Annotated in this window: 17 protein-coding genes and 3 pseudogenes; 11 read left to right on the forward strand and 9 right to left on the reverse strand. The window is 63.4% G+C overall.

From position 1 onward, the window contains the following. Positions 1–2: 2 nt before the first annotated feature. A complete protein-coding gene (gene ppa / locus MF410_RS20555) occupies positions 3–539 on the forward strand; it encodes an inorganic diphosphatase (protein WP_012559229.1) in 537 nt (178 codons plus the stop codon). A 4-nt stretch (positions 540–543) separates the two neighbouring features. Here the strand turns inward: ppa and MF410_RS20560 are convergent, their stop codons facing one another. Beyond that, positions 544–855, reverse strand: coding sequence for a DUF167 domain-containing protein (locus tag MF410_RS20560; RefSeq protein WP_097624928.1), 312 nt, complete (start codon positions 853–855; stop codon positions 544–546). Continuing rightward, complete coding sequence (locus MF410_RS20565; RefSeq protein ID WP_003543619.1) at positions 852–1,142, reverse strand: YggT family protein; 291 nt, start codon at positions 1,140–1,142, stop codon at positions 852–854. Before MF410_RS20565 ends, MF410_RS20560 begins: the two co-directional genes overlap by 4 nt. A gap of 139 nt (positions 1,143–1,281) precedes the next feature. Between MF410_RS20565 and MF410_RS20570 the strand changes: the two genes are divergently transcribed. Next, positions 1,282–2,517: an MFS transporter gene (locus MF410_RS20570; protein ID WP_097624927.1), complete on the forward strand. Its 1,236-nt coding sequence runs from the start codon at positions 1,282–1,284 to the stop codon at positions 2,515–2,517. Between the two features lie 22 nt (positions 2,518–2,539). Here MF410_RS20570 and MF410_RS20575 read toward each other — a convergent pair whose 3' ends face one another. The 6 genes and pseudogenes from MF410_RS20575 to hemC all read right to left on the reverse strand — a co-directional run bounded on the left by MF410_RS20575 (position 2,540) and on the right by hemC (position 8,417). Then, complete coding sequence (locus MF410_RS20575; RefSeq protein WP_097624926.1) at positions 2,540–3,295, reverse strand: glutamine amidotransferase; 756 nt, start codon at positions 3,293–3,295, stop codon at positions 2,540–2,542. Then, positions 3,282–3,767 (reverse strand): TerB family tellurite resistance protein, encoded by a 486-nt coding sequence (locus MF410_RS20580; protein WP_003589787.1) that lies wholly within the window; start codon positions 3,765–3,767, stop codon positions 3,282–3,284. Before MF410_RS20580 ends, MF410_RS20575 begins: the two co-directional genes overlap by 14 nt. Positions 3,768–3,784: 17 nt before the next feature. Then, positions 3,785–5,393: pseudogene (locus MF410_RS20585) on the reverse strand (heme biosynthesis protein HemY). Between the two features lie 4 nt (positions 5,394–5,397). Continuing rightward, a complete protein-coding gene (locus MF410_RS20590) occupies positions 5,398–6,705 on the reverse strand; it encodes a COG4223 family protein (RefSeq protein ID WP_179867091.1) in 1,308 nt (435 codons plus the stop codon). A gap of 68 nt (positions 6,706–6,773) precedes the next feature. Then, positions 6,774–7,480 (reverse strand): annotated as a pseudogene (locus tag MF410_RS20595) (uroporphyrinogen-III synthase). 7 nt (positions 7,481–7,487) lie between these two features. Further along, positions 7,488–8,417 carry a hydroxymethylbilane synthase gene (hemC, locus tag MF410_RS20600; RefSeq protein ID WP_131710919.1) on the reverse strand — a complete coding sequence of 310 codons (930 nt, stop codon included), beginning with the start codon at positions 8,415–8,417 and terminating at the stop codon, positions 7,488–7,490. 72 nt (positions 8,418–8,489) lie between these two features. Here hemC and tsaD point away from each other — a divergent pair, with 72 nt between their 5' ends. Genes tsaD through MF410_RS20625 form a run of 5 tightly spaced genes read left to right on the forward strand, consistent with a single transcriptional unit; the run spans position 8,490 to position 11,970 of the window. Next, the gene (gene tsaD / locus MF410_RS20605) at positions 8,490–9,587 is read left to right on the forward strand and encodes a tRNA (adenosine(37)-N6)-threonylcarbamoyltransferase complex transferase subunit TsaD (RefSeq protein ID WP_097624921.1); all 1,098 of its coding nucleotides are present in this window, start codon (positions 8,490–8,492) and stop codon (positions 9,585–9,587) included. Continuing rightward, positions 9,584–10,567: an NAD(P)H-dependent glycerol-3-phosphate dehydrogenase gene (locus MF410_RS20610; protein WP_097624920.1), complete on the forward strand. Its 984-nt coding sequence runs from the start codon at positions 9,584–9,586 to the stop codon at positions 10,565–10,567. Before tsaD ends, MF410_RS20610 begins: the two co-directional genes overlap by 4 nt. Before the next feature lie 9 nt (positions 10,568–10,576). After that, the gene (locus MF410_RS20615; RefSeq protein ID WP_097624919.1) at positions 10,577–10,870 is read left to right on the forward strand and encodes a YciI-like protein; all 294 of its coding nucleotides are present in this window, start codon (positions 10,577–10,579) and stop codon (positions 10,868–10,870) included. Positions 10,871–10,873: 3 nt separating this feature from the next. Next, positions 10,874–11,305 (forward strand): EVE domain-containing protein, encoded by a 432-nt coding sequence (locus MF410_RS20620; RefSeq protein ID WP_049733437.1) that lies wholly within the window; start codon positions 10,874–10,876, stop codon positions 11,303–11,305. Beyond that, a complete protein-coding gene (locus MF410_RS20625) occupies positions 11,302–11,970 on the forward strand; it encodes a methyltransferase (RefSeq protein ID WP_097624918.1) in 669 nt (222 codons plus the stop codon). The genes MF410_RS20620 and MF410_RS20625 overlap by 4 nt, the downstream gene beginning before the upstream one ends. Before the next feature lie 102 nt (positions 11,971–12,072). On the opposite strand, the gene MF410_RS20630 is transcribed toward MF410_RS20625, so the two are convergent. Continuing rightward, complete coding sequence (locus tag MF410_RS20630) at positions 12,073–12,597, reverse strand: hypothetical protein (protein WP_097624917.1); 525 nt, start codon at positions 12,595–12,597, stop codon at positions 12,073–12,075. Positions 12,598–12,910: 313 nt separating this feature from the next. Here MF410_RS20630 and sdhC point away from each other — a divergent pair, with 313 nt between their 5' ends. The 4 genes and pseudogenes from sdhC to MF410_RS20650 all read left to right on the forward strand — a co-directional run bounded on the left by sdhC (position 12,911) and on the right by MF410_RS20650 (position 16,343). Next, positions 12,911–13,306, forward strand: coding sequence for a succinate dehydrogenase, cytochrome b556 subunit (sdhC, locus tag MF410_RS20635; RefSeq protein WP_012559217.1), 396 nt, complete (start codon positions 12,911–12,913; stop codon positions 13,304–13,306). Between the two features lie 24 nt (positions 13,307–13,330). Next, positions 13,331–13,696, forward strand: a pseudogene (sdhD, locus tag MF410_RS20640) (succinate dehydrogenase, hydrophobic membrane anchor protein); the annotation flags it as partial. A 7-nt stretch (positions 13,697–13,703) separates the two neighbouring features. Continuing rightward, positions 13,704–15,545 carry a succinate dehydrogenase flavoprotein subunit gene (sdhA, locus tag MF410_RS20645; RefSeq protein ID WP_097624916.1) on the forward strand — a complete coding sequence of 614 codons (1,842 nt, stop codon included), beginning with the start codon at positions 13,704–13,706 and terminating at the stop codon, positions 15,543–15,545. An 18-nt stretch (positions 15,546–15,563) separates the two neighbouring features. Then, positions 15,564–16,343: a succinate dehydrogenase iron-sulfur subunit gene (locus MF410_RS20650; protein ID WP_049733450.1), complete on the forward strand. Its 780-nt coding sequence runs from the start codon at positions 15,564–15,566 to the stop codon at positions 16,341–16,343. Positions 16,344–16,346: the final 3 nt, after the last annotated feature.

Genomic DNA, 16,346 nt, shown 5'->3' on the forward strand with positions numbered 1-16,346 from the left:
CTATGCGCATCGACGCCATTTCCATCGGTAATAATCCACCTGAGGACGTCAACGTTATCGTCGAGGTTCCCGTCGGCGGCCATCCCATCAAGTATGAAATGGACAAGGAAGCCGGCACGCTGGTTGTCGATCGTTTCCTCTACACGCCGATGACCTATCCGGGCAATTATGGTTTCGTGCCGCACACGCTGTCTGAAGACGGCGACCCGATCGACGTGCTGATCGCCAGCACCCGTCCGTTGGTTCCGGGCTGCGTCATCAATGTGCGCCCGATCGGCGTCCTGAAGATGGAAGACAATTCCGGCAAGGACGAAAAGATCATCGCCGTGCCGTCGCCGAAGCTGACGCTGCGCTATGAGAAGGTCAAGGACTACACCGACCTTCCCGAGATCACGCTGAAGCAGATCGAGCACTTCTTCGAGCACTACAAGGATCTGGAACCCGGCAAGTGGGTGAAGATCTTCGGCTGGGGCGATTCCAAGGAAGCCGGCCAGCTTATCCTCGAAGCCGTCGAGCGCGCCAAGAAGACGAAGGGCTGATTGTTCAGCCTAAAAGCGTTTCAAGCTTTTTTGCCAAATCCTCCGGGTCGCCGTCGATCCGGAGGATTTTATTGCGCGCAGTGTCGCCGGAGACGAGGCTGATGCTGGATTTGGGGATGCGCAACGATTGGGCGACCAGAAGGATCAGGGCCTTGTTGGCCTTGCCCTTTTCCGGGACGGATGTGACGCGCGCCTTCAGGTGCGTTTCGCCCTCGCCATCCGCCTCGATGCCATCGATCGCGTCACGCCCGCCATTCGGCGTAAGCCGGACGGCGAGGCGGACATGATCATCGAAAAGGCTCCAGGGACGGCTCAAGCGACCAGCGGATACAGCGTTGTCCAAAGCAAGGTGCGCAGGAAGAAAATGATCAGCAGCAGGATGATCGGCGAAATGTCGATGCCGCCAAGGTTCGGCAACCGGCTGCGGATCGGCTTCAGCACCGGTTCGGTGACGTTATACAGGAATGTGCCGACCGAATTGACGAACTGATTGCTGGAGTTGATGACGTTAAAGGCATAGAGCCAGGAAAAAATGGCACTGGCAATCAGGATCCAGGTGTAAATATTCAAAGCCAAATCAATGGTTTGAAACAGCGCAAACATCGTCTTCTCCAATTCGTTGTTGACAGACATGTAGACATTGGCGACTAAACGAGCAAGTGCCGTGTGGGAACGCGCGGTGAATCATGTTTAACGGGCGGCCTTTCAGCTATTCCCGCGCCCGTCTCCTCGGAAAACATCCATGTCGTTTTCGCCCACCGGAGACCGTTTTGCCGCGTTCCGGCATTCGTCCTACACGCGGTTCTTCCTAGCGCGCTTCCTGCTGTCCTTCTCACAGCAGATCGTCAGCGTCGCTGTCGGCTGGCAGATGTACGACCAGACGGGCAAGGCGATCTATCTCGGCCTGATCGGTCTCGTGCAATTCCTGCCGTCGCTGCTGCTCATGCTCGTCACCGGCTCGGTGGCCGACCGGTACAATCGCCGGGCAATCGCCGCCCTCTGCTCGCTGGTGAGTGCGCTCTGCACGCTGGTGCTGCTGATCATGACTGTAATGGGGACTTTCACGCCGCTGCCGGTTTTCGCGGTGCTTCTGATCTTCGGCATCGAACGCGCCTTCATGTCGCCGGCGGTGCAGTCGCTGGCTCCAAATCTGGTGCCGGAGCAGGATCTTTCCAATGCGATCGCCTGGAATTCGTCGTCCTGGCAGCTCGCGGCAATCACCGGGCCGGTGATCGGCGGTCTGCTCTACGGCGTCAGCGCGACGACCGCCTATACGGTGGCGGTGGTCTTTTCCATCCTCGGGGCGGCTCTCCTCTACATGATCCCGAAGCCTGAACAGAAGACGACGGGCGAGGCCAAGAGCTGGGCGATGATCCTCGGCGGTTTCAGTTTCATCCGTGCCGAAAAGGTCGTGCTCGGGGCGATCTCGCTCGATCTCTTCGCCGTTCTGCTTGGCGGCGCGACGGCACTGATGCCGATCTTCGCCCGCGATATCCTGACGCTCGGCCCCTGGGGGCTCGGCCTGCTGCGCGCGGCACCGGGGCTCGGCGCCATCGTCATGGCGATCTTCCTCGCCGCCTATCCGCTCAAACACCGCGCCGGTATCTACATGTTCATCGGTGTTGCCCTGTTCGGTTTGGGAACCATCGTCTTCGGCATCTCGACTAACACCGAGGTCTCGATCGCGGCGCTGGCGCTGATGGGGGCGGCCGACATGGTATCGGTCTATGTGCGCGAGAGCCTGATTGCGCTCTGGACGCCCGATCAGCTGCGCGGCCGCGTCAATGCGGTCAACATGGTCTTCGTCGGCGCTTCGAACGAACTCGGCGAATTCAGGGCGGGCACGATGGCATCGATCTTCGGCGCGGTGCCGGCGGTCGTTATCGGCGGAATCGGGACTTTGGCGGTGGCGGCGATCTGGGCTTCGAGTTTCCCCAAATTGCGCAGGATCGATACGCTCGACGCGCCCAGCACGTGAGATAGGGCGGATACGCAGTCCTTTATGCCGGAAGTGTGATCGAAGAGGCGGCCTTTGCCGGTTTGCCTTCGAAGACGATATCGAGGAATTCGGTCAACCAGGCTTTCAGCGGCGCGTCGAACAGCATGCGGCCTTCGAGGTGTTCGCGGCCCTGCTGGGCGTTCGGCAGGATGAAGCGGTGCGCGCCGTGCACCACCCAGCGATGCATCATCACCCGGGTCAGTTCGGCGTGGAACTGCAGGCCCCAGGCGTTGCCGTCATAGCGGAAGGCCTGGTTCGGATAGGTGTCGCCTTCAGCCAGAAGATCGGCGCCGTGCGGCAGCTCGAAGCCTTCGCGGTGGAAATGATAGACCATCTTCGGCCAATGCATCAGCAGGCGGCCCTTCTCGGTCGGGCGCAGCGGATACCAGCCGATCTCCGTCGAGCCGTCGGCATTCGACTGGACCTTGCCGCCGAGATGACGCACCAGCATCTGCGCGCCGAGACAGATACCGAGATAGGGACGTTTTTCCCGCAAGGGAATGTCGATCCAGCCGATCTCCTTCTTGACGAAGTCGTCAGGATCATTGGCGCTCATCGGCCCGCCGAAGACGACGGCGCCGGCATGGTCTTGAAGCGTCGTCGGCAGCGGTTCGCCGAGAACCGGGCGGCGGATATCGAGACGATAGCCCTTTTCGACGAGCAATTGGCCGACACGGCCGGGGCTCGACCGCTCCTGATGCAGGACGATGAGGATCGGACGCCCGTCGCGGTCCGATTTTTGCTCAGTCGCTATCATCTTGCGCTACCCGGACATCCGTCACCCTGGCGGCCGCTTCCTGCCGCTTCTGGATGCGCTCGCGGGAGGAGACGCCGAGCAGATCGGCGATACGCCAGATCACATGGTCCTCCATTTCGCTGCGTTCGCCATCGGCATAGACGATGTCCCAGAGAATGCCGATCAGCTCCAGCCGTTGCTCGGTATTGAGGTGGCGTTTCAGGTCGGCGGTGAAGCGATAATAATCGACGGCGGTGCTTTCGGCCTCGAGGCCGGCCGCCATCAGGGCATCCAGCTGCTTGCCGTCGAGCGCGTATTGCTCCTTCAACAGCTTGCGCAGCCGCTTCTTCTCGCTGGCTTTGATCTGACCGTCGGCTTCCATGACCTGCATACAGAGGGCGGCCACTGCGATGCGCGGATCGTCAGGGGCAAAACCTTTCTTTGGGTGGTCGGCTGTGAGCTTCTGGAAGAAGGCCTGAAAGCGTTCGAACATGCGGTTTTCGTTCCATTTCAGAAAAGGCGGAGCCGCGTCTTGGGTTCCGGGTCCACCCTGGGGTCGCGAACGCCGGGATCATCCGGCAGGCCGCCAAAGAAAGGTTTCGCTTCGCCCGGTGCAGGCGCTTTGCCGCTGGCGGGTTCGACGGGCTTCGGTTTTGCCGGCGCCGGCGTCGGGCGCACAGCCTCGGCGATCGTCGCGGCGCGTTCCAGTTCGATGATCCGATGGTCGTTGACCGGGCTTTCCGGCCTGACGTCGCGCAGCGGCGGCAAGGTCTTCAGGGCGGTTTCGATCGAGGCAGGCGTCGAACCGTCTTCGAAGCGGACCCTCGATCTGGCCGAAGGGCGCCTTCCATTCGAAGGCGTCGAGGTGGCCGGTCACCGGCGATACCGGCAGCCATTTGTCCGACACGAAACCATCAGCGACCCAGGCCGGATCGCGCGGTGCCTTGAGTGCCTGGGCCAGCCAGTGGCGCACGCGGCCCTGGTCTCCGGTTTCGGCCTCTTCGATGTCGGCCAAAAGCAGGAAGGCGGCTTCGCGCGGCTGCATGCGGGCTGCCGCTTCCGCCTTGGCGCGGGCCTTGGCGAATTCCTGCGCGTCGAGTGCGGCCTGGGCGACGACGAGAAGGGATTCGACGTTGTTCGGGCGCAGCGCCTCCAGCCGTTCGGCGCGCTTCAGCCGGTCGAGCGTGGAATCGCCGCTGCGGGCCCTGACATAGGCCTGGCCGATTTCGGGATGCGGTGTCGATTTCCATGCCTGTTCGAGGATTGAGGCGGCCCTGCGCACCCCGCCTTCGCGAAACAACGCCTTCGCGGCAATGAGGGCTGCCGGAATGAAATCGGCGGCGAGCTTCAGCGCCTGTTGCGCGTCGTCGCGGGCACCCGTCGGGTTGCCTTCCAGCTTTTCGCCGGCGCGCGCCGTCAAGAGGACCGCGTGCAGACGGTTGGCGTCGCCCTTTTCGACGACACGGGCGGCCTTTTGCTGTTCGAGCAGCCGGATCGCATCGTCCCATCGGCCGGCCTGGCTGCGATATTCGAGCGTCGCCTGTGCGGCCCAGGGCAGATAAGGCGCATTGTCTGCAGCCTTCTCGGCATATTGACGGGCGGCCTCGTTGGCCCCGAGGCGGCGGGCCTCCAGATAAAGGCCGCGCAGACCGAGTTCGCGTGTCTCGGGATCGTTGGCCATCGCCTCGAATTTGGCGCGCGCCTCGTCATGGCGGCCTTCGATCAGGGCCGCCTGGGCCTCGAGCAGGTTGATCAGCGGCTCCTGATCGGCGCGGATAAGGCCGCGCGAGCGGGCGGCCATCTTGCGGGCGAGCAGCGCGTTGCCGGCGCCGGCGGCGATCAGGCCGGTCGACAACGCCTGATAACCGCGGTCGCGCTTGCGGGCACGGAAATACCGCGTCACCGAATGCGGCGAGGTCCAGACCAGGCGGATGAACCACCAGACGATCATCACGGCGGCGATAAGAGCGATGATCGCGCTGACCGCGACGATTAGCTTGGTCTGGTAGATCTGACCCTCCCAGATCAGCGAGAGGTCGCCTGGACGATCGGCGAACCAGGAGAAGCCATAGGCGAGAAGCAGCACGAAGAGGGCAAAGAGGACAAGGCGGATCAGCATGGTCTCATCCCTCCTTGCCGGTGCCGGAAACGGCTTTCGACAGCGCCCCGCCGACCAGTTCCTCGACGCGGATACGCGCCTCGAGCGATTGCTTGAAGGCGGCGGACGCCTGCTTGCCGGGAGCCGGCAGATTGTTCCATTCGGCGGAAGCAGCTGGCAGATCGCCGCTCTTCACTTTGTCCTCCATGCGGGCGGCGATGGCTTCGACGCTGTCGCCCTCGATATTGCCGACGGGACGGACTGATACCAGCGACTTGGCGCTCGACATCAACCGGTCCGACCAGCTCTCGTTCGGATCCGGCTGGTTGACGGCTTCTATGATCGCCGTGGCAACATCTGGAACTTGACGCATGAGTTCCGCGCGCGAGGGAATGCCGGTCTCGGCAAAGGCTCGGAGGTCGGCAACGGCGGGATCGTCAGGGGCGACGCCGGCGAAAGTATCGAGTTCGGCCAGGAACGGCCCACCGCGATCGATCGCCGCCTTGAGGGCGGCCGCCGCGATTGCCCGGGCGACGGCAACATCCTCGCGCGGCTCGTTCAGTTTCTTCTCAGCCTCGTCGAGACGCTTGGCGATATCGGCGCCGCTCGTCGTCTGGTGCTCGGAAGACTGGGCGAGCGTGGCGCGCAGCTGGTCGACCTGGCCGGTCAGCTCGGCAATCTTCTGGTTGAGTGCCTCGACATTTGCCGAATCGGCCGGTGCGGCGGCTGCGGGCGCCTTGGCAGTCGTTTCCAGCGCGGCGATGCGCTTTTCAAGCGCGCCGTCATCTGTACTCGCTGGATTGGCGGCAAGATTCGCGAGCGTCTGCTTCAAGCCATCGATCTCCCCGGAAAGATCGGCGATGTCAGGCGATGTCGCCTGCGGCTCGGAGGAACCCGGGAGATAGCCGGCATATTGAATGGCGCCGGCGCCAAGCAGCGCCACCAGGCCGCCGAAGATGCCGGCGGCGATCAGGCCGGAGGTGGCGGCGCGGCGCGGCTGCTCGGGAGGAGGCGCGAAGGCAGGCTCCGGGGCTGCCGGTTCCTCCTCCGGAACGTCCGTTGCAGGCTGGTCCTCTTGTTCGGCTTGTTCGTGTTCGGGTTGCTCCTGCTCGGCCCGTCCCTGTTCGAACTGCGGCGCAGCCTCGGTTTCGGGCGTCACGCCGGCATCGGCGGAGCTGTTGTCGGCGTTGCCGACATCATTCTCAACCGGCTTTTCGGTATCGGCTGCAGAGGCGAAATCCTGTGCTTCGAGGTCGATCGTGACCGGCTCGTCGGCGCTCTTCGAATGGCGTGGCGGGTTTCCCGATACCATGAGGTCCTCTTTATCCTGCATTGCAACGAAACTAGACAGTGATGCCAATTAAGGGAAGAGGTTAGATCAAATTTGGGCGGCTAAAGCATTCAAAGCAGCGACAAAAGACTTTTCTCATCCGGCATCGGCGCAATCGCCGCATTTTTTTCAGCGCCGCCGGGACAGCCTGCGCGACGGCCTCGCTGAGGCAGAGAAGGCGGATTCCGCTTCCTACCGACAGGGCCGAGCGAAGTTCCGCCACGCCAAAAAAATCGTCAGCTGTCTGCCGGGAATAGAAGAGAACGGCCTGCGGCGGCGTGCCTGCGAAGATAGCCTCGATCTCGGCCGGGCCAGGGGCGACAGGCTGCATGCGGTAACATTCGGCGACGGAAAAGCCGATGCCGAGCTGGCGCAATCCGGCTTCGAACGTTTCCGCACGCGGCGTGCCGGCAAGGTAGAGCAGGCCGTCTGCCGCCTGCGCGGCGACGAGCTCAGCGAGATTGCGGCCGTTGCCGCTAGAGGACGCGACCGATCGGAAGCCGAGGCCGCGCGCTGCCTTGGCCGTTGTCTCTCCAACCGCGAAAAGCGGGCGGGCAAGATGCGGACGGAGTTGTTCGCCGAGAACGGAGATGACCCTGACGGCTTCGGCGCTGGTCACGGCGATCGCGCCGCTGGTTCTTGCAAGCGCGGCTGCGGCTGCGGCGCTGTCGTGCGCCGGCTGGCGTATTGGCAGCAGCAGCGGCTCGTGGCCCATGTCGCGCAGACGTTGTGCGGTTTTCTCAGCCGAATGCGCGGGGCGGGTGACGAGCACGCGCATGGCCGCGTCAGTGCCAGTCGTCGAAAAAGGCGCTGCCGGCCCTTGCGCGCACGTCCTGGCCGGCGCGGGTGCCGAGTGCGGCCGCATCGCGGCGGTGGCCGTCGGTCGTCACCGCATGCTGGCTGCGGCCGTCGGGGGTGATGATGAGGCCGGAGAAGCGGATCAGATCGCCTTCGCAGACGGCATAACCGCCGATCGGCGTGCGGCAGGAGCCGTCGAGCGCGGCGAGGAAGGCGCGTTCGCAGGAGACGGTGTCGAAGGTCGCGGCATCGTTGACCGGCGCCAACAGATCGTCGATCTGAGTGTCGCCGATACGGCTTTCGAGGCAGATCGCCCCCTGCGCCGGCGCCGGCGGGAAGGTGTCGGGGTCGAGAATATCTGTGAGAACCTCGACCTTGCCCAGGCGTTTCAGGCCAGCAAGCGCCAGCAAGGTCGCGTCGACCTGGCCCTCTTCGAGCTTGCGCAGGCGTGTTTCCACCAGGCCGCGGAAGGTCACGACATTGATATCCGGCCGCATGCGGCGGATCAGCGCCTGGCGGCGTAGCGACGACGAGCCGACGGTAGCGCCATGCGGCAGGTCGATCAGTTTGGGCGCGGTGCGGCCGATGACGGCGTCGCGGATATCTTCGCGCGGCAGATAGGCAGAGAGATAGAGGCCTTCGGGCAGTGTCGTCGGCATGTCCTTGGCGGAGTGCACGGCGAAATCCAGCTCGCCGGATACAAGCTGCTGTTCGAGCTCCTCGGTGAAAAGGCCCTTGCCGCCGATCTCGGCCAGCGACCGGTCGGTGATGCGGTCGCCCTTGGTCGTCAGCACGACGATCTCGAACATCTCCTCGGGCAGATGATGCGCCGCCATCAGCCTGTCGCGGGCCTCATGCGCCTGGGCAAGCGCCAGCGGGCTGCCCCGCGTGCCGATCCGGAAAGGTTTTGTTTGCATCCGCTCAGTTCCGTTGTTACCGGAGTTCTCGTAAACGGGTTTCCATCCCATCGCAATCAACGAACAGGCCTCATGGTTCCCTTTCTGCGCATCCTTGGCATCGAAACGAGCTGCGACGAGACCGCGGCGGCGGTCGTCGAGCGCGATGCGGAGGGAAATGCCAACGTGCTCTCCGACGTGGTGCTGTCCCAGCTCGACGAGCATAGCGCTTATGGCGGCGTGGTGCCCGAGATTGCGGCGCGCGCCCATGTCGAGGCGCTGGACGAGCTGATCGAGGAGGCGCTGGACCGCGCCAATGTGTCGCTTGATGAAGTCGACGCCATCGCGGCGACGTCCGGGCCGGGGCTGATCGGCGGGCTGCTGGTCGGATTGATGACCGGCAAGGCGATCGCGAGGGCCGCCGGCAAACCGCTCTATGCGGTCAACCATCTCGAAGGCCATGCGCTGACGGCGCGGCTGACCGACGGACTTGCCTTTCCCTATCTGATGCTGCTCGTCTCCGGCGGCCATACCCAGCTTATCCTGGTGCGCGGCGTCGGCGAGTATCAGCGCTGGGGCACGACGATCGACGATGCGCTCGGCGAGGCTTTCGACAAGACGGCAAAGCTGCTCGGTCTGCCCTATCCCGGCGGTCCGGCGGTGGAACGGATGGCGCGGGACGGCAATCCCGACCGCTTCGCCTTTCCGCGGCCGCTGGTCGGCGAGGCGCGGCTCGATTTCTCCTTCTCCGGCTTGAAGACGGCGGTGCGGCAGGCGGCACAGGATATCGCCCCGCTCAGCGATCAGGATGTGGCCGATATCTGCGCCTCGTTCCAGAAAGCGATTTCGCGGACGTTGAAGGATCGCATCGGCCGCGGCTTGCAGCGGTTCAAGACGGAATTTGCTGCGATCGATGAGAAGCCCGCTCTCGTCGTTGCCGGCGGTGTCGCCGCCAATCTCGAACTGCGCGGCACGCTGCAGGCGCTCTGTGATAAAAATGGCTTCCGCTTCATTGCGCCGCCGCTGCACCTCTGCACCGACAATGCGGTGATGATCGCCTGGGCGGGACTGGAGCGCATGGCGACGGGCGTTGCGCCGGATTCGCTCGACGTCCAGCCGCGTTCGCGCTGGCCGCTCGATTCCAATGCGGAAACGCTGATCGGTTTCGGCAAGAGAGGGGCCAAGGCATGAGCGAAAATATCGCCGTCGTCGGATCGGGAGCTTTCGGAACGGCGCTCGCCGCCGTCATCGCCCTTGCCGGCCGCAGCGCGGTGACGCTTGTCGGGCGCAATCCGTCGCTGATTTCAGATCTGAAGGCCGAACGGCTGCATGACGCGGTGCTGCCTGGCATATCTCTTCCCGATACGCTGGAATTTGCCGCCGAGCCGGAGGCAATCGCCGGCGCCTCCATCGTGCTTTTTGCCATGCCGTCGCAGGCGCAGGCCGATGCGGCCCGGCAATACGGCCCCTATCTCGCCAAGGATGCCATCGTCGTCACCTGCGCCAAGGGCATCGAGCGGGCGACCGGTAATCTTCTGACCGACATGCTGGAACGGGAACTGCCGGACCATGCCGTCGCCGTGCTTTCCGGCCCGGGTTTTGCCGCCGATATCGCCAAGGGCCTGCCGACCGCGATGGCGATTGCGGCTGAGGATATGCAGATCGCCGAGCGGCTCGCCCAGGCGATATCAGGCCGGACCTTCCGGCTTTATGCCTCCAGCGACCGCATCGGCGTGCAGCTCGGCGGCGCATTGAAGAATGTGCTGGCGATCGCCTGCGGCATCGTCGAAGGCGGCGGCATCGGCGATTCCGCCCGTGCGGCGCTGATTGCGCGTGGGCTTGCGGAAATGTCGCGCTTCGTCGTCGCCAAGGGCGGTCAGGCCGATACGGTGCGCGGGCTTTCCGGTCTCGGCGATCTGGTGCTGACGGCAACCAGCCATCAATCGCGAAACCTTCGCTTCGGCATCGCGCTCGGGCGCGGCGAAAAGGTCGATCCGCTGCAGGGCGCGCTGGTGGAAGGCGCGCTTGCCGCCTCCGTCGCCTCGCGGCTTGCCGCGGAGCTTGCAGTCAGCATGCCGATCACCGACGCCGTTTCCGCCATCATCGACGGCAGGCTCGACATAGCAGAAGCGATCGAGCAGCTGATGACGCGCCCCATTACCACCGAATAGGAGACAGACATGCTTTTCGCCCTTCTCTGCAAGGACAAGCCGGGCCATCTGAAAGTGCGCATGGAAACACGGCCGCCTCATCTTGAGTATCTGAACGGGCTGAACGCCGAGGGCACGCTGAAGATCGCCGGCCCGTTTCTCGATGATGAGGGTAAGGCCTGCGGCAGCCTGATTATCGTCGAAGCTGAGACAAAGGAGGCGGCGCGGGCGCTTGCCGATGCCGACCCTTATGCCAAGGCCGGCTTGTTCGAAAGCGTCGAGGTGAAGGCCTACAACTGGGTATTCAACAAGCCGGAGGCGTGAGGCATGGCGCACTGGCTCTATAAATCAGAACCTGCCTCCTGGTCCTGGGAGCAGCAGAAGGCCGCCGGCGAAAAGGGCACGGAATGGACCGGCGTTCGCAACTATCTGGCGCGCAACAACATGCGGGCGATGCAGATCGGCGACAAGGGCTTCTTCTACCACTCCAATGACGGGCTGGAGATTGTCGGGATCGTCGAAGTCTCAGCCCTGTCGCAGCCCGATTCCACCGCCAAGGGCGATCCGAAGTGGGATTGCGTCCACATTCGCGCCGTCATGGACATGCCGAAGCCGGTGACGTTGAAGGACGTCAAGGCGAGCGAGAAGCTTGCCAAGATGTCGCTCGTCACCTCCATGCGGCTTTCCGTGCAGCCGGTGACGGATGACGAATGGGCCGAAGTCTGCCGCATGGGCGGGCTGGACAATCCGCCGCGTTGAAGACCGATCCGGAAGCCTTCATCCGCGCCAATACCAGCGTGATGGCGCCGCCGCATGTGCCGGAGATCTCGCTGCATCTGGCCAGCGAAGCGCATGAGCTCTGGCTGAAGACGGAGGAGGAGCTGGAGGCGACCGGCCTGCCGCCGCCCTTCTGGGCTTTTGCCTGGGCGGGCGGCCAGGGACTGGCGCGCTACGTCCTCGATCATCCGGAGATGGTGCGCGGCAAGCGCGTGCTGGATTTCGCCAGCGGTTGCGGCCTCGTCGGCATTGCGGCTGCGATGGCCGGTGCCCTGGAGGTAACGGCCGCCGATATCGATCCCTGGACGGAGAGCGCGATCCGGTTGAATGCCGAGACCAATGGCGTTGCGCTGGGGTTTAACGGCACCGATCTGATCGGCAAACCCGTCGATGCGGATATCGTGCTTGCCGGCGACGTCTTCTACGACCGCGCGTTTGCCGATGCGCTCATTCCCTGGCTGTCGCGGCTGGCGGTGGAGGGCAAGCTGGTTCTGGTCGGCGATCCCGGCCGCAGCTACCTGCCTCGGGACCGGCTGGAATTCTGCGCGGTTTACGAGGTGCCGGTGACGCGGGCGCTCGAAGACAGCGAAATCAAGAAGACGACGGTGTGGCGGTTCGGTCCCGGCTCAGCCGAATCCAGAGTATGATGCCGAAAAGTGTGAGCGGTTTTCGGGCGATATCATGCTCTAACCCTTTAATTTAGAACAGGATTCAGATTTTAGGCCGACAGGGCCTAAAATCATCGTGTTCTAAGGCCGGATGACGCAGACATTGGCCTCGTAGGTGCAAGGGTCGTCCTGGACGGCGACGTCGATGACCTTTGCCTTCGGGGCCAGCGGCTCGGGCCGCGGCGCGGGATAGAAACCGTAGCCGGCGCCGCCGACATAGGTTCCGCCATCGACCTGATAGACATAGGAAGAGCCGGCATAGTTATCGCCGCCGTCCTCAACCCGTGCCTGAGGCAAGACGACGATGAGGCTGCCGCGGGTCACCCGATCTGTTGCCGCCGACGAAAACTGCTTCAAGAACGGCATCCGCTCTCTGCCGTGCCGGCGGCCATAGCTGTTGTCGAAACGGATGCCGCGATCGCGCCAGCTTGCCCGTTCGCCGAGAAACAATCCGTTGTGAAGGGCGTGGCGATGGGCAAGGAAGCGTTGATCGGGAAAGCGACGGTCGGTGAAGCGATGATCAACACGGCGCTCGCCGGCAGCGGCGGGCAGTGCGGCAAGCGCGGCGAGTGCAAGCAGGGTGACTGCGCATAGACTGCGAAACATGGACGCCGGCCTCCGGAATTCCGATCGTTAACAAATCGTTAACGCCAGATTGCGCCAAAAGCGGCAGCTTGTCCATGCAGTCTCGGGAGAACGGCCCAATTATTGAGCCGGAAACACCAGTTTCGTTAGCCTGCAAATTTCGTGGTAACCCCAATCGATTAAATTAAGGCAAGACAGCGATTGTGCTTGTCGTCGGCGTTTCCGGTGATTAAACGTCGCAATTGATGCAACGCACACAGAGAATACGTCATCGTGTGGTTGACTGAGCATGCTCCGAAATCCGGGAGCGCAGAGAAGCCGCCGCGAGGTTCTGATGGCGAACGTGACAAATAACCGGCCCCTGTCGCCGCATTTGCAAATCTACAAACCTATTCCCACCATGGTCATGTCCATCGTCCACCGCATTACCGGTGGCGCGCTGTATGTCGGGACGCTGCTCGTCGCCTGGTGGCTGATCGCAGCGGCAAGCGGCCAAGGCTCCTACGACTGGGCCAACTGGGTGCTCGGCAGCCTTCTCGGCAAGCTCGTGCTGCTCGGCTATACCTGGGCGCTGCTGCACCACATGCTCGGCGGCTTCCGCCACTTCATGTGGGATCTCGGCTACGGCTTCGGGAAGGAATTCTCGACCAAGCTCGCCATTGCCAACATCATCGGGTCGCTCTGTCTGACCGTGCTGGTCTGGGTGATCGGCTTCCTCATTCGCTTCTGAAGGTCCTCTCATGGATATGCGCACCCCCTCGGCAAGGTTCGCGGGCTCGGCTCCGCCAAGGACGGCACGGACCATTTCTGGCGCCAGCGTCTGACGGCCGTCGCCAATGTTCCACTCATCCTTTTCTTCCTCTTCTTCATGATCGCCTATGCAGGCGCGCCGTATGCGGATGTGGTTCGCGCCTTGTCGAACCCCTTCGTCGCGGTCGTCATGGGACTTATGGTGATTTCAGGCGTCATCCACATGAAGCTCGGCATGCAGGTGATCATCGAGGATTACGTGCACGGCGAGTTCGGCAAGATCGCTCTTCTGATGCTGAACACCTTCTTTGCGATCCTGATCGCCGGCCTCTGTCTCTTCGCCATTCTGAAAATCGCATTCGTAGGATAAGCTCGATATGGCACCGACTTCACCCGCCCAGAACGGCAAGGCCTACAAATATGTCGATCACTCCTACGACGTGATCGTCGTCGGCGCCGGCGGCGCCGGCTTGCGCGCCACGCTGGGGATGGCCGAGCAGGGTTTCCGCACGGCCTGCATCACCAAGGTGTTCCCGACCCGCTCGCACACGGTCGCGGCGCAGGGCGGGATTGCCGCCTCGCTGCGCAACATGACGCCCGACAGCTGGCAGTGGCATCTCTACGACACCGTCAAGGGGTCCGACTGGCTCGGCGACGTCGACGCCATGCAGTATCTGACCATGGAAGCGCCGAAGGCGGTCTATGAGCTCGAGCATTACGGCGTGCCGTTCTCGCGCAACGAGGAAGGCAAGATCTACCAGCGCCCGTTTGGCGGCCATATGCAGAATTACGGCGAAGGCCCGCCGGTGCAGCGCACCTGCGCCGTTGCCGACCGCACCGGCCACGCCATCCTGCACACGCTCTACGGCCAGTCGCTGCGCCACAACGCCGAATTCTTCATCGAGTATTTCGCGCTCGACCTGATCATGTCGGAAGACGGCAGCCGCTGCACCGGCGTTGTCGCCTGGTGCCTCGATGACGGCACGATCCATCGCTTCGCTGCCAAGATGGTGGTGCTGGCGACCGGCGGCTACGGCCGCGCCTATTTCTCGGCAACCTCAGCCCATACCTGCACCGGCGACGGCGGCGGCATGGTGGCGCGCGCGGGCCTGCCGTTGCAGGACATGGAATTCGTGCAGTTCCACCCGACCGGCATCTACGGTTCGGGCTGTCTGATCACCGAAGGCGCACGCGGCGAAGGCGGTTATCTGGTCAACTCCGAGGGCGAACGCTTCATGGAGCGCTACGCGCCGTCGGCCAAGGACCTTGCCTCGCGTGACGTCGTTTCGCGCTGCATGACGCTGGAGATCCGCGAAGGCCGCGGCGTCGGCAAGAACAAGGACCACATCTTCCTGCATCTCGACCATCTCGATCCGGCCGTGCTGCACGAGCGGCTGCCGGGGATCTCCGAGAGCGCCAAGATCTTTGCCGGCGTCGACGTCACCCGCGAGCCGATCCCGGTCCTGCCGACGGTTCATTACAATATGGGCGGCATTCCCACCAATTATTGGGGCGAGGTGCTGAACGCCGACGGCGCCAATCCGGAACGGATCATCCCCGGGCTGATGGCCGTCGGTGAAGCCGGCTGCGCGTCGGTGCACGGCGCCAACCGCCTCGGCTCCAACTCGCTGATCGACCTCGTGGTCTTCGGCCGCGCCGCGGCGATCCGCGCCGGCGAAGTGATCGACCGCGCCGCGCCGATCCCACATCTCAATGTCGCAGCCTGCGACAAGATCATGGACCGTTTCGACGGGCTGCGCCACGCCAGCGGCGCCACGCCAACGGCGGAACTGCGCGAGAAAATGCAGCGCGCCATGCAGGAAGACGCGGCCGTCTTCCGCACCCAGGAATCGCTGGAATCCGGCTGCCGGCGCATCTCGGCGATCTGGCAGGAAATGCGTGATATCAAGGTTACCGACCGCTCGATGATCTGGAACTCGGATCTTGTGGAGACGCTGGAGCTGCAGAACCTCATGGCCAACGCCATCACGACGATCTACGGCGCCGAGGCCCGCAAGGAGAGCCGCGGTTCGCATGCCCGCGAGGATTATACCGAGGGTGCATTTGCCGGCCGCGACGACGTCAATTGGCGCAAGCACACGCTCGCCTGGGTCGGCGAAGCAGGCGACGTCAAGCTCGACTACCGCCCGGTTCACACCCAGCTGATCGCCGAAGGCATCGATCCGTACAAGATCGAGCCGAAGGCTCGCGTGTACTGATCTCAAGAGGAACCGGATATGGTTGAACTCGCTCTCCCCAAGAATTCTCAGATGCGCGAAGGCAAGGTCTGGCCGAAGCCGGCGGGTGCGACAAACACCCGCGAATTCCGCGTATACCGCTGGAGCCCGGATGACGGGCAGAACCCGTCGATCGATACCTTCTACATCGATGTCGACGATTGTGGCCCGATGGTGCTCGACGGCCTGCTGTACATCAAGAACAAGATCGACCCGACGCTGACGCTGCGCCGGTCCTGTCGCGAGGGCATCTGCGGCTCCTGCGCGATGAATATCGACGGTACGAACACGCTTGCCTGCACCAAGGGCCTCGACGATATCACCGGCGCGGTGAAGATCTATCCGCTGCCGCATTTGCCTGTCGTCAAGGATCTGGTGCCTGACCTCACCAACTTCTACGCCCAGCATCGTTCGATCGAGCCCTGGCTGAAGACGGTATCGCCGGCGCCCGCCAAGGAATGGAAGCAGAGCCATGAGGACCGGCAGAAGCTCGACGGTCTTTATGAATGCATCCTCTGCGCCTGCTGCTCGACCTCCTGTCCGAGCTATTGGTGGAACGGCGACCGCTATCTCGGTCCGGCCGTTCTGCTGCAGGCCTATCGCTGGCTGATCGACTCCAGAGACGAGGCCACCGGCGAACGTCTCGACAACCTCGAGGATCCGTTCCGCCTGTATCGCTGCCACACGATCATGAATTGCGCGCAGACCTGCCCGAAGGGTCTCAACCCGGCCAAGGCGATCGCCGAAATCAAGAAGATGATGGTCGAGCGCCGGGTCTGATCA

It is taken from the genome of Rhizobium sp. C104, assembly GCF_022354505.1.
Taxonomy (GTDB): Bacteria; Pseudomonadota; Alphaproteobacteria; order Rhizobiales; family Rhizobiaceae; genus Rhizobium; species Rhizobium redzepovicii.

Bases quoted from the DNA above. Each gene is read 5' to 3' on its own strand.
- ppa (WP_012559229.1), top strand. From the start codon at position 3: ATGCGCATCGACGCCATTTCCATCGGTAATAATCCACCTGAGGACGTC.
- MF410_RS20565 (WP_003543619.1), bottom strand. From the start codon at position 1,142: ATGTTTGCGCTGTTTCAAACCATTGATTTGGCTTTGAATATTTACACC.
- MF410_RS20570 (WP_097624927.1), top strand. From the start codon at position 1,282: ATGTCGTTTTCGCCCACCGGAGACCGTTTTGCCGCGTTCCGGCATTCG.
- MF410_RS20575 (WP_097624926.1), bottom strand. From the start codon at position 3,295: ATGATAGCGACTGAGCAAAAATCGGACCGCGACGGGCGTCCGATCCTC.
- MF410_RS20580 (WP_003589787.1), bottom strand. From the start codon at position 3,767: ATGTTCGAACGCTTTCAGGCCTTCTTCCAGAAGCTCACAGCCGACCAC.
- MF410_RS20590 (WP_179867091.1), bottom strand. From the start codon at position 6,705: ATGCAGGATAAAGAGGACCTCATGGTATCGGGAAACCCGCCACGCCAT.
- hemC (WP_131710919.1), bottom strand. From the start codon at position 8,417: ATGCAAACAAAACCTTTCCGGATCGGCACGCGGGGCAGCCCGCTGGCG.
- tsaD (WP_097624921.1), top strand. From the start codon at position 8,490: ATGGTTCCCTTTCTGCGCATCCTTGGCATCGAAACGAGCTGCGACGAG.
- MF410_RS20610 (WP_097624920.1), top strand. From the start codon at position 9,584: ATGAGCGAAAATATCGCCGTCGTCGGATCGGGAGCTTTCGGAACGGCG.
- MF410_RS20615 (WP_097624919.1), top strand. From the start codon at position 10,577: ATGCTTTTCGCCCTTCTCTGCAAGGACAAGCCGGGCCATCTGAAAGTG.
- MF410_RS20620 (WP_049733437.1), top strand. From the start codon at position 10,874: ATGGCGCACTGGCTCTATAAATCAGAACCTGCCTCCTGGTCCTGGGAG.
- MF410_RS20630 (WP_097624917.1), bottom strand. From the start codon at position 12,597: ATGTTTCGCAGTCTATGCGCAGTCACCCTGCTTGCACTCGCCGCGCTT.
- sdhC (WP_012559217.1), top strand. From the start codon at position 12,911: ATGGCGAACGTGACAAATAACCGGCCCCTGTCGCCGCATTTGCAAATC.
- sdhA (WP_097624916.1), top strand. From the start codon at position 13,704: ATGGCACCGACTTCACCCGCCCAGAACGGCAAGGCCTACAAATATGTC.
- MF410_RS20650 (WP_049733450.1), top strand. From the start codon at position 15,564: ATGGTTGAACTCGCTCTCCCCAAGAATTCTCAGATGCGCGAAGGCAAG.